Here is a 12,832-nt window from a genome sequence, read left to right as displayed (position 1 = left end):
GGCATGCGCATCACCGTCACCCGCACCGGGGGCTTCGCGGGCCTGACCCGCGAGGCGACCCTGGACACGGCCGGCCGCGCGGACGCGGCCGGCCTGGAGGCGCTGGCCCGCCGGGCGCTCGCGGAGGGCGGCGCCGACCCGCCCGCGGGCGTACCGGACGGCTTCGCGTACCGGGTCACGGCCGACGGCCGCACCGCCCACTTCGCCGATCCGCGGCTGACCGCCGCCCAGCGCGCGATCGTGCGGACCGTGCTGAAAGAGGGCGCGTGATACTCCCCGGGGAGCAAGGCCGGGCGAAGGACACCCCCCGCAGTAGGCGAGGTTTCGCACCCCGGAGCGAAGCACGGCGCCCGGGTCCCGGGGGAAGCTGGGGCGAGTCCAGTTGCTTCCCGGAGGGAGAGCCCGCCATGGGCGCCGTATCCGCACCACCCGATGCACCACCCGGCCCGGCGACGAGACCGGGGCGCCGCTGGCTGCCCTGGGCCCTGGTCGGCCTGTGGCTCGCGATCCTCGCCCTCGCCCTGCCGTTCGGCGGCAAGCTCGGCGACGTGACCCGCGACCGGGCCGTCGACTACCTGCCGGGCAGCGCCGACTCGACCCAGGTGTCGCAGATAGCCGAGGAGCTGCCCGGCGGCGACACCCTCGCCGGGATCCTCGTCTACCAGCGTGACGGAGGCATCACCGCGGCCGACCGCGAGCTCGCCGCCGAGCACGCCGGCGAGCTCGCCGACCGGTACGACCTGGCGAAGGACGGTACGCCGCAGGCCGTGCCCGCCGAGGACGGCAGCACCCTGATGGTGCCGTTCTCCGTCGTCGGGCTGCCGGACGAGGACGCCCAGCTGGAGGCCGTCGAGGAGATCCGCGAGCAGATCGTCGCGGATCCCCCCGAGGGCCTGTCCGTCGAGCTCGGCGGGCCAGCCGGCATCCAGGCCGACTCCGAGGCGGTCTACGAAGAGGTCGACGGCACGCTGATGTACACCACGGCGGGCATCGTGACGATCCTGCTGATCCTCACCTACCGCAGCCCGTTCCTGTGGCTGCTGCCGCTGGTCTGCGTCGGCGTGGCGTCGCTGAGCGCCATGGCCGTGGTCTACGGCCTCATCCAGGCGTTCGACCTGACGGTCAACTCGATGAGCTCCGCGGTGATGACGGTGCTCATCTTCGGCGCGGGCACGGATTACGCGCTGCTGCTCGTCGCCCGGTACCGCGAGGAACTGCGCCGCAGGACGGATCCGCAGGAGGCGATGCTGGCGGCCGTACGCAACTGCGGACCGGCGATCCTCGCCTCCTCCGGCACGGTCGCGGCGGGCCTGATCTGCCTGCTGGCCGCGGACCTCAACTCCAGCGCGGGCCTCGGCCCGGTCGGCGCGGTCGGCGTGGTGTGCGCACTGGCCGTGATGACCACGCTGCTGCCGGCGCTGATGGTGCTCTTCGGCCGCCGCATCTTCTGGCCGCTGGTCCCCACCTACGGCAGCGAACCCAAGCGGCGCGGCTTCTTCGACCGGATGGGCTCCTCGGTGGGCCGCCGCCCGGTGGCGATCCTCGCCGGCGGCGTGGTGCTGCTCGGCGCGCTGGCGCTCGGCGCGTTCAACCTGCCGGGCAACCTGAAGCAGGAGGACGCCTTCACCGACAAGCCCGAATCGATCACCGCGATGGAGAAGGTGAAGGACGCCTTCCCCGAGCAGAGCGCCCAGGCGATCGTCGTCGTCGCGAACGAGGCACGCGCGGACGCGGCGCTGTCGGCGGCGCAGGGCGTGGAGGGCGTCGCCTCGGCGGAGATCGCCCGCTCCGGCAACGGGTTCAGCGAGATCACCGTCTACGCCTCCGATCCGCCGGAGTCGGCGGGGGAGGACCGTACGATCGCGGGCCTGCGCTCGGAACTCGGCGCCCTCGACGGCGCGGACGCCCTCGTCGGCGGACCCAGCGCCGAGGCACTGGACCTGGCGGAGGCCAACTCCAGCGACCGCAAGCTCGTCATCCCCCTCACCCTGGCCGCCGTCCTCGTCATCCTCATCGCCCTGCTGCGCAGCCTCGTCGCGCCGCTGGTGCTGACGGTCGCCGTCGTGGCGTCGTGGGGCGCGGCGATGGGCATCGGCGGCCTGGTCTTCGAGCCGGTCATGGGCTACCCGGGCATCGGCGGCGAACTGGCGCTGCTGACGTTCGTCTTCGGCGTGGCCCTGGGTGTCGACTACGGGATCTTCCTGCTGCACCGGATGCACGAGGAGGCCACCAACGGCGCCGACACCCGCACCGCGTCGCTCACCGCGCTGCGCCGCACCGGCGGCGTCATCGCCTCGGCGGGCGTGGTGCTGGCGGCGACGTTCGGCGTGCTGATGACGATGCCGATGGTGACGATCTTCGAGCTGGGTTTCGTCGTCGCGGTCGGCGTCCTGCTGGATACGTTCCTCGTCCGCACCTATCTGGTGACGTCCGCGAGCTGGCTGCTGGGCAAGAAGGTCTGGTGGCCGGGGCCGCTGTCGAAACGCGAGGAGGCCCCGCCCGCGGCGGGGGAGGGGCAGCAGGAGCCGGAACCGGCGGGCGCGACGGCGGCGCGCTAGCACCGCACCGACACGGCCGTACCCGGCGTACGGCCCCCGACCCGGCCGGTGCGGCGGCGGCCTTCCCGCCGCCGCCCGGCCGGGCCCGGCCGTTGCGGCGCCCTCCGGGGGCGCGCGGACGGCCTGCCCGTACCGGGGATTCCGCCCCGGGAGCCGTAGGCGAGGATGGTTGTCATGCAGTCAGCGAGGATCCGGCTGGGAGGGCTGAAGAAGCCGACCCGCCGGGACGTTCTGGTCACCGCCGTCGTCGGCGCCGTCGTCGCGTGCCTGGCGCTGTTCGGCAGCGTCGAGAGCACCGCCCACCGGCCGGACACCGCGGGCTGGCTGCTGCTCTTCGTCATGGTGGCGGCGCTGGCCTGGCGCCGCCACTACCCGATGGGCGTCTTCCTGCTGTCCCTCGTCCCCGAGGCCCCGTACCACATCCTCGACAACATCCACAGCGCGCCGACGCCCGCGGTGGCGGTCGCCGTCTACTCCCTCGCGGTGGCCGGGCCCCGGCTGCGGACCCTGCTGGTCACCTGCGGTCTCGTCGTCGCCGGCGTCACGATGCTGACGCTGCGCAGCGCCGACCAGGGCGCTGAACTGCTGCGGACGTCCGGCTGGGTCATCTCGCTGGCGCTGCTGGGCGAGGCGGTGCGGGTGCACCGCAACTACGTCGGCGCCATCGTCGAGCGCGCCGAACGCGCCGAACGGACCCGGGAGGAGACCGCCGCCCGCCGGGTCGCCGAGGAGCGGCTGCGCATCGCCCAGGATCTGCACGACCTGCTGGCCCACAGCATCACCCTCATCGGCGTGCAGACGTCGGTGGCCGCCCACCTGCTGGTCGCCGACCCGGGCCGGCTGGACCGCGCGGCGCTCGCCGACGCCCTCGACGGCATCGCCGGCACCTGCCGCGACTCCCGCGCCGAACTGCGCACCACGCTGCAGGTGCTGCGCGGCGGCGACGCGCTGGACGGCACCCGGCCGCCCCCGGGCCTCGCGGGGCTGCCCGACCTGGCGGCGACGGCGCGCTCCGGCGGCGCCGAGGTGCGCCTCGACGTCGCCGACGCGGCCCTCGACGTGCCGCGGGGGGTGGGGGCGGCGGCGTACCGGATCGTGCAGCAGTCGCTGACCAACGCCGTGCAGCACGCCGGGTCCGCGGTGCACGTGCGGATCTGCGTCACCTACGACGAGGGGGCGGGCGCGCTGCGTATCAGCGTCGTGGACGACGGACCGGCCGGGGCGCCGGAACCGGCGGCGCCGGCGAAGGCCGCCGGGCCGGCCGCGGGCGGGAACGAGCGCCCCGGCTACGGCATCATCGGCATGCGCGAGCGGGCCCGCAGCGTCGGCGGCACCCTCCAGGCGGCCCCCCGCACGGACGCCCCCGGCTTCGCGGTCACCGCCGTGCTGCCGTGCGCACCCGCGGAGCCCGAGGACGTCGAGACCGTGGAGGCGGACCCGGCCCGCGCGGCCGGCCCCGCCGACCCGGCCGGCGCCCCCGCCGCCGACCCGTCCCCCGCCGACCGTCCCGGGGCCCGCCCGGCCCTCACCGACAGGAGCCGCACCGCATGACCGCGCAGCCCATCCGCGTCCTGCTCGCCGACGACCAGACCCTGGTGCGCAAGGCGTTCGCGATGCTCGTGGACTCCGCCGCCGACATGGAGGTCGTCGGCGAGGCGGGCAACGGACGCGAGGCCGTCGCGCTGACCCGCAGCGAGCGCGTCGACCTGGTGGTGATGGACCTGCGGATGCCCGAACTCGACGGCATCGAGGCCACCCGGCTCATCGCCGCCGACGAGGACCTGGCGGGCGTACGGGTCCTGGTGCTCACCACCTACGACACCGACGAGCACATCATGGCCGCGCTGCGCGCCGGCGCCTCCGGCTTCCTGGTCAAGGACACCCAGCCGGCGGCGCTCCTGGAGGCCATCCGCACCGTCGCCGCCGGTGACGCGCTGCTCTCGCCCGGCCCCACCGCCCGCCTCATCGAGCGGCTGGTGCGGCTGCCGGTGGCGCCGCAGCCGTCCGCGACGCAGGACGGCGGGGAGGCGCTGGACGCGCTGTCGGAGCGGGAGCGGCAGGTGCTGACGCTGGTGGCGCGGGGGCTGAACAACACCGAGATCGCCGAGTCGCTGGCCTTGTCGCCGCTGACGGCCAAGACCCATGTGAGCCGGATCATGGGCAAGGTGAGGGCGCGTGACCGTGCGCAACTGGTCGTCATAGGCTATGAATCGGGGCTCATCACTCCCGGATCTTCCTCTTCTTCCGGATGAAACCCCCGTACCACACGTAGGATGTCCCTCCTTGTGCGTACGATACCGCCATGCCCCAGGAGCTGAAGCACCCCCAGCCGCGTTCGGACCGCAGGAAGCGCATGGGCGGCCAGATCCAGCGCGAGATCATGCAGCTCATCCTCGACCGGGGGCTGCGCCCCGGCGCGGTGCTGCCCACCGAGACCGAGCTGATGGACGACCTGGGGGTGAGCCGCAACTCGGTGCGCGAGGCGCTCAAGGCGCTGCAGGCCCTCGACATCGTCGAGATCCGCCACGGCTACGGCACCTATGTCGGCGAGGCGTCGCTGACGCCGCTGGCCGACGGGCTGACGTTCCGCACCCTGCTGCAGCTCGGCGGCGACGACGCCCACGCCCTCACCGAGATCCTCCAGGTCCGCGAGATACTCGAAGAGGGCCTGGTCAGCCGAGTGGTGGAGAGCATCCCCGACGCCGACCTCGACGCGCTGGACACCATCGTCGCGCGCATGGAGGCCCGTGCCGGGCAGGGTGAGGTCTTCCCCGAGGAGGACCGCGAGTTCCACGAGGTCCTCTACCGCTCGACGGGCAACACCCTGGTCCCGCAGCTCCTCGGCGCGTTCTGGAACGTCTTCCACCGCGTCGCCGGCGCCCGCGGCTGGGCCGACGACCCCTCGCCCCTGGGCACCGCCCGCCGGCACAAGGAGATCGTCGCCGCCCTGCGGGCCCGCGACCGCGAGCACGTACGGGCCGCGATGACCACCCACTTCCGCGGCATCGAGGCGCGCGCGGGGAAGGCGATGCGCGGCGTCGGGTGAGCGGCGCACGCATGAGCCCCAGGTGAACCGCAGGTAGCTGCCGACGGAACCCTTGACCGCACGGAGGGCGGCCTCTACGTTACGCGATGGACATCCCACGTCCTACGTAGGACATGGGCTATCCAGCTCACGCCACCCCGTCTGCCCGACGTATCGCGACGAAAGCGAGACGCACCATGCAGCCACGCCTCGCACCTGCCCCAGGCCGCACGCGGCGAAGAAACCCCCGCCCCCGCCGCGCCACCGCGCTCGCGGCGTGCGCCGCGGTCCTCGGCGCCGGCCTGACCGCACTCGCCCCCCACGCCAGCGCACAGCACCCCGGGAAAGCCGCGGCGGCACCGGAGTTCAGCCAGGAAGTCCTCTTCCAGGGCGGCACCGGCGGCTACTTCTGCTACCGCATCCCCGCCGTCGTCGAAGCCGCCGACGGCACCCTGCTGGCCTTCGCCGAAGGCCGCGTCGACAGTTGCGGCGACAAAGGCGACATCGACATCGTGCTGCGCCGCTCCACCGACAACGGCGCCACCTGGACCGCCCCGCAGGTCGTCCTCGCCGGCGACGGCGACACCCGCGGCAACCCCGCCCCCGTCGTCGACCGCGACACCGGCCGCATCTCCCTGCTCAGCACCCACAACCCGGGCGACGACGACACCGTCCGCACCCCCTACCTCCAGCACTCCACCGACAACGGCCGCACCTGGAGCGCCGCCCGCAACATGGCCGGCGAGCTGTCCAGGCCCGCCTGGGACCGCTGGTACGCCACCGGCCCCGGCCACGGCCTCCAGCTCACCACCGGCGAGCACGCCGGCCGCCTCCTCGTCGGCGGCAACCACCAGGGCCTCGACGGCCGCCAGGGCGCCCACCTCGTCTACAGCGACGACGGGGGCCTGACCTGGCAGCTCGGCGCCGACGACACCCGCGCCACCCAGCCGCCCGACGTCAAGCCCCAGGAACTCAGCCTCTTCGAACGCCGGGACGGCTCCGTGTACGCCGCCGCCCGCGACGAACGCGGCACCGACCCCGGCAACCGCGCCGCCGCCGTCAGCAGCGACGGGGGCACCGGCTTCGACGCGCCCTTCGCGATCACGCCGGATCTCGTCAGCCCCGTCGTGCAGGGCGCCACCCTCCGCCACGGCGACCAGGTGCTCGCCTCCCTGCCCGCCCACCCGGCCGACCGCAAGGTCATGGCGGTACGCGCCTCCCGCGACGACGGCGCCACCTGGGAGCCCTGGCAGCAGGGCCGCGTCATCCACTGGGGCCCCACCGCCTACTCCGACATGGTCGGACTCGGCGAGGACCGCGTCGGCCTCCTCTACGAAGCCGGCACGGCAAGCCCGTACGAGACGATCCGCTGGGCCCGCTTCAACGACGCCTTCCTCGACCAGCCCAACGACGACCCGCCGCAGGCCCCGGCGCCCGACCCGGGAGCGACCACCCCCGACGTCTCCCGCAGCGACAACACCGCCTACGTCCGCGGCAGCTCCCACCTGCGGCCCGGCCGCTTCGGTCAGTCCCTCTTCCTCGACAACGCCGACGATCACGTCGACGCCCGCGTCGAGGTGCCCTGGAACGACTCCCTCGACGTCGGCGACGGCGACTTCACCTGGACCGGATGGTTCAAGTACGGCCGCACCAACGGCGCCCACGCGATCATGTGGGCCTACGGGGTCGGCAGCAACGCCCCTTCCGTCTGGCTGCGCGCCGAACCCGAACAGAACCGCATCATCGCCCGCATGCAGATGGAACAGGCCGCCGTCAGCGTCCAGACCACCGGCGCGTACAACGACAACGCCTTCCACTTCGTGAGCCTGAAGCGCGCCGGCGGCAGACTCACCCTCAGCGTCGACGGCACCTCCTACGCCGTCGACGCCCCGCCCGGCTCACCCACCGCCGGCAAGGAGTTCGGCATCGGCGGCATCGACATCGGCCAGCGCCTCGACGGTGCCAACCGTTTCCACGGCTACCTCGACGACATGCGCGTCTACGGCCGCGCCCTGAACGCCGGCGAACTCACCGCCCTCCGCAAGGACAACGCCGCCATCCCCAGGGGCCAGCGGCTCCGCCTGCCCCTCGACACCGTCGAGGGGCGGTAGCACCCCCCGCGACCGGCCGGCCCGGGCAGCCACGTCCCGGGCCGGCCCCCGTCCGCCCCGCGCCGGGCGCGACACCGGCGGCGTAGGCAAGAATGGGCCCATGACCCTGTTCCGCGACGACGGCATCGTGCTGCGCACCCAGAAACTGGGCGAGGCGGACCGGATCATCTCCCTGCTCACCCGCGGCCACGGCCGTGTCCGCGCGGTCGCCCGCGGCGTACGGCGCACCAAGTCGAAGTTCGGCGCCCGCCTCGAACCCTTCAGCCACGTCGACGTCCAGTTCTTCGCCCGCGGCAGCGACCTCGTCGGCCGCGGTCTGCCCATGTGCACCCAGACGGAGACGATCGCCCCCTACGGCGCCGCCATCGCCGGCGACTACCCCCGCTACACCGCCGGCACCGCCATGCTGGAGACCGCGGAGCGCTTCACCGACCAGGAAGGCGAACCCGCCACCCAGCAGTACCTGCTGCTCGTCGGCGCCCTGCGCACGCTCGCCGGCGGCGCCCACGCCCCCCAGCTCGTCCTCGACGCCTACCTGCTGCGCTCCCTCGCGGTCAACGGCTACGCCCCCAGCTTCGGCGACTGCGCACGCTGCGGCCTGGAGGGACCCCACCGGTTCTTCTCCGTCAACGCGGGGGGAGTGCTGTGCGGCGATTGCCGCGTGCCCGGTAGCGTCGTACCGTCACCCGAGGTACTCGCGCTGCTCGGCGCGCTCCTGACCGGCGACTGGCACACCGCCGACCGCTGTGGGGCACACCACACCAAGGAAGGCAGCGGCCTCGTCGCCGCCTATCTGCACTGGCACCTGGAGCGGGGCCTGCGCTCGCTGCGCCACGTCGAAAGGTAGCCGGCCGGAGAAGGACATACGGCCCGTCATGAGACGGGCCGTATGCGGGCAGAAGCCGGGCAGCAGACGAAAACGGACGGGAACGACACGGCCCACGCCGAGGAACGGGAGAGCACGGCACATGGCACGACGAGGGATCCGCGGCACCTCCCTGACGCGGCACCGCCGCTCCTACCAGGCCCCCGAGCCGCACCCCTCCGGCGCCCGCGCGCCGAAGCTGCCGGGCGAGCTGGTCCCGGGGCACGTCGCGATCGTCATGGACGGCAACGGCCGCTGGGCCAAGGAACGCGGCCTGCCGCGCACCGAGGGCCACAAGGTCGGCGAAGCCGTCGTCCTCGACGTCGTCAGGGGCTGCCTCGAAATCGGGGTGAAGAACCTCTCCGTGTACGCCTTCTCCACCGAGAACTGGAAGCGCTCACCCGACGAGGTGCGCTTCCTCATGAACTTCAACCGCGACGTCATCCACCGCCGCCGCAGCGAACTCGACGCCATGGGCGTACGCATCCGCTGGGCCGGCCGCATGCCCAAACTGTGGAAGAGCGTCGTCCAGGAACTCCAGGTCGCCGAGGAGCAGACCCGCGGCAACGACGCCATGACCCTCTACATGTGCGTCAACTACGGAGGACGCGCCGAGATCGCCGACGCCGCCGCCGGCATCGCCCGCGACGTCGCCGCCGGCCGTCTCGACCCCAAGAAGGTCAGCGAGCGCACCTTCGCCAGGTATCTCTACCACCCGGACATGCCGGACGTGGACCTGTTCATCCGGCCCTCCGGCGAGCGACGCACCTCCAACTACCTCATCTGGCAGAGCGTCTACGCCGAGATGGTCTTCCAGGACATCCTGTGGCCGGACTTCGACCGCCGCGACCTGTGGCGCGCCTGCGTCGAGTACGCCTCGCGCGACCGCCGCTTCGGCGGCGCCCTCCCCAACGACCTCGACCACGACACGCACACGAGCTGACAGGGGCCGCGGCCGGGCGCGGACGAAGGGCCGGACGCCTCCCGCGGCGGGTGCGCCCTCGCCCGGCGGGCCGCCGCGCACACGGCGCCCCCGGCCCGTACCGCCCCGCTTCAGTCCCGCTGCGCCGCGGCGCAGTCCGCGCAGGTGCCGAAGACCTCCACCGTGTGCGCCACGTCCACGAAGCCGTGCTCCGAGGCGATCGACTCCGCCCAGCGCTCCACCGCAGGACCGTCGACCTCCACCGCCTTGCCGCACACCCGGCACACCAGGTGATGGTGGTGCTCACCGGTGCTGCACCGGCGGTACACCGCCTCGCCCTCGGTCGTCCGCAGCACGTCGACATCGCCCGCGTCAGCCAGCGACTGCAGCGTCCGGTACACCGTCGTCAGCCCCACCGACTCGCCACGATGCCGCAGCATGTCGTGCAGCTCCTGGGCGCTGCGGAACTCGTCGACCTCCGCGAGCGCCGCGGCCACCGCCGCGCGCTGACGCGTCGACCGGCCGCGTACCGGGGGACCTGCGGTCGTCACCCTTGCCTCCTGCTGCTCGCTCGAAGCGCTGTCCGCCCCACGAGCGGCCATTGTGCCAGCAGCACCCCGGGAATCGGACACAGCCGCGAGAGCCGTCCTCACCGCGCCTCACCGCCCACCCGTTCACCGGCCCCCGCGGCCTGCGGTCCCCCGGATCCGGCGCCCGCGGCGGCGGCCGGGCGCGACCGCAGCCGCGCCAACGGCACCGCCAGCGCCGTGACCAGCAAGAACAACCCCAGAGCGAAGAGCACGATCGTCGCGCCCGGCGGCACGTCCACGTAGTACGAGAACACGGTTCCCGACAGCGTCGTCACCACCCCCATCGCCACCGCCGCCGCCAGCGTCGCGGCGAACGCGCGGGTCGCCTGCTGCGCCGCCGCCACGGGGATCACCATCAGCGCGCTGACCAGCAGCAGCCCGACCACCCGCATCGCCACCGTGACCGTCACCGCCGCCGTCACCGCCAGCAGCAGGTTCAGCGACCGCACCGGCAGCCCCATGACCTTCGCGAACTCCTCGTCCTGGCAGATCGCGAAGAACTGCCGCCGCAGTCCCAGCGTCACCAGCAGCACGAACACCGACAGCCACACGATCGCCACCACGTCGGAGTCCGACACCGTCGTCACCGACCCGAACAAATAGGTGGTCAGATTCGCCGTCGAACCGTTCGGCGCCAGATTGATCAGCAGCACACCCCCGGCCATGCCGCCGTAGAACAGCATCGCCAGCGCCAGATCACCGCGCGTGTGCCCGTACGAGCGGATCAGCTCCATCGCCACCGCGCCCGCCGCCGCCACCAGCACCGCCGTCCACACCGGGCTCGTGTTCAGCAGGAAACCCAGCGCCACGCCGGTCAGCGCCACGTGCCCGATGCCGTCACCCATGATCGCCTGCCGGCGCTGCACCAGGTAGATGCCCACCGCGGGCGCCGCGATCCCCACCAGCAGTGCCGCCAGCAGGGCCCGCTGCATGAACGGCGGCTCCAGGAACTCCAGCATCATGTCAGCAGCCCCGTCCGGTCCGTCGCGGCCGGTTCGCCCGCCCCGCCCGGGTGCGGATGGCACGCCAGATCGTGCACCCGTGCCGCCTCGTCGGTCTGCCCGCGCCCGTACTCCCGCGCCACCAGGCCGTCGCCGAGCACGACCGTGCGGTCGATCAGCGGCTGCATCGGCCCCAGCTCATGCAGGACCACCAGCACCGACGCACCGCCCTCGACCTGCCCGGCCAGCGCCTCCGCCAGAATCCGCTGGCTCGGCAGATCCACCCCGCCCAGCGGCTCGTCCATGATCAGCAACTCCGGCTCGGCCACCAGCGCCCGCGCGATCAGCACGCGCTGATGCTGTCCGCCGGACAGGCGGTTCACCGACTCCCCGGCCCGGTCCGCCAGCCCCACCACCGCAAGGGCCCGTTCCACCGCCGCCCGGTCCGCCCGCCCCAGCGGCAGCAACCGCGACCGCGACAGGCGCCCCGACGCCACGACCTCCCGCACCGACGCCGGCACCCCGGACGCGGCGGTCGACCGCTGCGGCACGTACCCGATCCGGTGCCACTGGCGAAAACGCCCCAGCGGCGTTCCGAACAGCTCCAGCTCACCCGAGGTGAGCGGCACGCGGCCCACCACGGCCCGTACCGTCGTCGACTTGCCCGAACCGTTCGCCCCCAGCAGCGCCACCACTTCACCGCGGCCCACCGTCAGATCCACGCCGCCCAGGACCGCGCGCCCGCCCAGCGCCGCGTGCGCGCCGCGCAGACTCACCACCGGCTCCGCCACGCCCGCTCCCTCGGCCGAGACCCCGCTCACTTCGCCCCCAGTGCCCGCTGGAGCGCCCCGAGGTTCGCCTCCATGACCGAGAAGTAGTCGTCACCCTTCGACTCGTCCGTCACGCCCTCGATCGGGTCGAGCACGTCCGTGCGAAGGCCCAGGTCACCCGCGAGAGTGCGGGCCGTTTTGTCGCTGACCAGCGTCTCGAAGAACACCGTCGTCACCCCGTCGTCCTCCGCGATGTCCTGCAACTGCTGCATCCGCGCGGCGCTCGGCTCCGACTCCGGGCTCAGCCCCTTGATCGACTCCTGCACCAGGCCGTAGCGGTCGGCGATGTAGCCGAAGGCGGCGTGCGTGGTGATGAAGGTGTCCGTCCGCCTGTTCTCCAGCCCCGCGGCGAACTCCCGGTCCAGCGTGCGCAGCCGCTCCGCCAGCTTCGCGGCGTTCTTCTCGTACGCGGCGGCGTGGTCCGGGTCCGCCTCGGCCATGGCCTCGCCGACGCCCTCGGCGACCTCCGCGTAACGCACCGGGTCCAGCCAGAGATGCGGATCCGGCCCGTCCTCGCCGCCGTGGTCGTGCCCCTCGTGGCCCCCGTCCGCCTCCTCCTGTGCGTGCCCGTCGGCCCCCTCCGCGCCGTGCTTCTCCAGCGACGTGAACTCCGACGCCTCCACGACGTGCTCCGCACCCGACTGCTCGATGGCCTCGTCGACCGCCGGCTGCATGTCCTTCAGGTAGACGATCAGTCCCGCGTCCGCCAGCTCCCCCGTCTGCCGCGGGCTCAGCTCCAGGTCGTGCGGTTCCGTCCCCGGCTTCGTCAGCGTGGAGACCTCCGCGTTCGCCCCGCCGATCTCCTCGGCCAGGAACTGCATCGGGTAGAACGACGCGGTCACCCGCAGCCTGCCGTCCTCCGTCGTGGTGCCCGAAGCCCCGTCGCCGCAGGCGGACAGGGTGAGCGCCGCGGCCGCGGACAGCGCCGCCGCGGCGATGGGGGTGAGACCGGATATCGACCGGCGGGAAGCTTTCATGACACTCATTTTC

Annotated in this window: 12 protein-coding genes; 8 read left to right on the top strand and 4 right to left on the bottom strand. The window is 73.3% G+C overall.

The features are described from left to right. The first annotated feature begins 3 nt into the window (after window positions 1-3). From I003_RS0121875 to I003_RS0121840, 8 genes are all read left to right on the top strand, one after another. Window positions 4-270, top strand: a complete 267-nt coding sequence (locus tag I003_RS0121875; RefSeq protein WP_027773463.1) for a protealysin inhibitor emfourin — start codon at window positions 4-6, stop codon at window positions 268-270. A 215-nt stretch (window positions 271-485) separates the two neighbouring features. After that, window positions 486-2,558: an MMPL family transporter gene (locus tag I003_RS0121870; RefSeq protein WP_027773462.1), complete on the top strand. Its 2,073-nt coding sequence runs from the start codon at window positions 486-488 to the stop codon at window positions 2,556-2,558. A 165-nt stretch (window positions 2,559-2,723) separates the two neighbouring features. Then, on the top strand, window positions 2,724-4,109 hold the full coding sequence (locus I003_RS0121865) for a histidine kinase (RefSeq protein ID WP_027773461.1): 1,386 nt from the start codon (window positions 2,724-2,726) through the stop codon (window positions 4,107-4,109). Continuing rightward, window positions 4,106-4,810 (top strand): response regulator transcription factor, encoded by a 705-nt coding sequence (locus tag I003_RS0121860; protein ID WP_027773460.1) that lies wholly within the window; start codon window positions 4,106-4,108, stop codon window positions 4,808-4,810. Before I003_RS0121865 ends, I003_RS0121860 begins: the two co-directional genes overlap by 4 nt. 101 nt (window positions 4,811-4,911) lie before the next feature. Beyond that, the gene (locus I003_RS0121855) at window positions 4,912-5,604 is read left to right on the top strand and encodes a FadR/GntR family transcriptional regulator (protein WP_027773459.1); all 693 of its coding nucleotides are present in this window, start codon (window positions 4,912-4,914) and stop codon (window positions 5,602-5,604) included. A 176-nt stretch (window positions 5,605-5,780) separates the two neighbouring features. Beyond that, entirely contained in the window at window positions 5,781-7,694 is a 1,914-nt protein-coding gene (locus I003_RS32855; protein ID WP_486584329.1) for an exo-alpha-sialidase, read from the top strand. A 100-nt stretch (window positions 7,695-7,794) separates the two neighbouring features. Further along, window positions 7,795-8,541, top strand: a complete 747-nt coding sequence (gene recO, locus I003_RS0121845; protein WP_027773458.1) for a DNA repair protein RecO — start codon at window positions 7,795-7,797, stop codon at window positions 8,539-8,541. A gap of 121 nt (window positions 8,542-8,662) precedes the next feature. Further along, window positions 8,663-9,502 (top strand): isoprenyl transferase, encoded by an 840-nt coding sequence (locus I003_RS0121840; protein WP_027773457.1) that lies wholly within the window; start codon window positions 8,663-8,665, stop codon window positions 9,500-9,502. Window positions 9,503-9,612: 110 nt separating this feature from the next. Here I003_RS0121840 and I003_RS0121835 read toward each other — a convergent pair whose 3' ends face one another. The 4 genes from I003_RS0121835 to I003_RS0121820 form a co-directional block, all read right to left on the bottom strand. Continuing rightward, a complete protein-coding gene (locus tag I003_RS0121835; RefSeq protein WP_027773456.1) occupies window positions 9,613-10,032 on the bottom strand; it encodes a Fur family transcriptional regulator in 420 nt (139 codons plus the stop codon). A 98-nt stretch (window positions 10,033-10,130) separates the two neighbouring features. Then, window positions 10,131-11,030: a metal ABC transporter permease gene (locus I003_RS0121830; RefSeq protein ID WP_486584334.1), complete on the bottom strand. Its 900-nt coding sequence runs from the start codon at window positions 11,028-11,030 to the stop codon at window positions 10,131-10,133. After that, entirely contained in the window at window positions 11,030-11,803 is a 774-nt protein-coding gene (locus I003_RS0121825) for an ATP-binding cassette domain-containing protein (RefSeq protein WP_027773454.1), read from the bottom strand. Before I003_RS0121825 ends, I003_RS0121830 begins: the two co-directional genes overlap by 1 nt. A 26-nt stretch (window positions 11,804-11,829) precedes the next feature. Beyond that, on the bottom strand, window positions 11,830-12,828 hold the full coding sequence (locus I003_RS0121820; protein WP_199784336.1) for a metal ABC transporter solute-binding protein, Zn/Mn family: 999 nt from the start codon (window positions 12,826-12,828) through the stop codon (window positions 11,830-11,832). Window positions 12,829-12,832: the final 4 nt, after the last annotated feature.

The sequence above is a fragment of the Streptomyces sp. CNQ329 genome (genome assembly GCF_000482585.1).
Note: the sequence above shows the minus strand (reverse complement) of the source record. Positions and strands in the feature narration are given on the sequence as shown.

What these genes read in the sequence shown, in the direction of transcription:
- I003_RS0121865 (WP_027773461.1), top strand. Translation starts at nt 2,724, where the DNA reads ATGGTTGTCATGCAGTCAGCGAGGATCCGGCTGGGAGGGCTGAAGAAG.
- I003_RS0121820 (WP_199784336.1), bottom strand. Translation starts at nt 12,828, where the DNA reads ATGAGTGTCATGAAAGCTTCCCGCCGGTCGATATCCGGTCTCACCCCC.
- I003_RS0121840 (WP_027773457.1), top strand. Translation starts at nt 8,663, where the DNA reads ATGGCACGACGAGGGATCCGCGGCACCTCCCTGACGCGGCACCGCCGC.
- I003_RS0121875 (WP_027773463.1), top strand. Translation starts at nt 4, where the DNA reads ATGCGCATCACCGTCACCCGCACCGGGGGCTTCGCGGGCCTGACCCGC.
- I003_RS32855 (WP_486584329.1), top strand. Translation starts at nt 5,781, where the DNA reads ATGCAGCCACGCCTCGCACCTGCCCCAGGCCGCACGCGGCGAAGAAAC.
- I003_RS0121855 (WP_027773459.1), top strand. Translation starts at nt 4,912, where the DNA reads ATGGGCGGCCAGATCCAGCGCGAGATCATGCAGCTCATCCTCGACCGG.
- I003_RS0121830 (WP_486584334.1), bottom strand. Translation starts at nt 11,030, where the DNA reads ATGCTGGAGTTCCTGGAGCCGCCGTTCATGCAGCGGGCCCTGCTGGCG.
- I003_RS0121860 (WP_027773460.1), top strand. Translation starts at nt 4,106, where the DNA reads ATGACCGCGCAGCCCATCCGCGTCCTGCTCGCCGACGACCAGACCCTG.
- recO (WP_027773458.1), top strand. Translation starts at nt 7,795, where the DNA reads ATGACCCTGTTCCGCGACGACGGCATCGTGCTGCGCACCCAGAAACTG.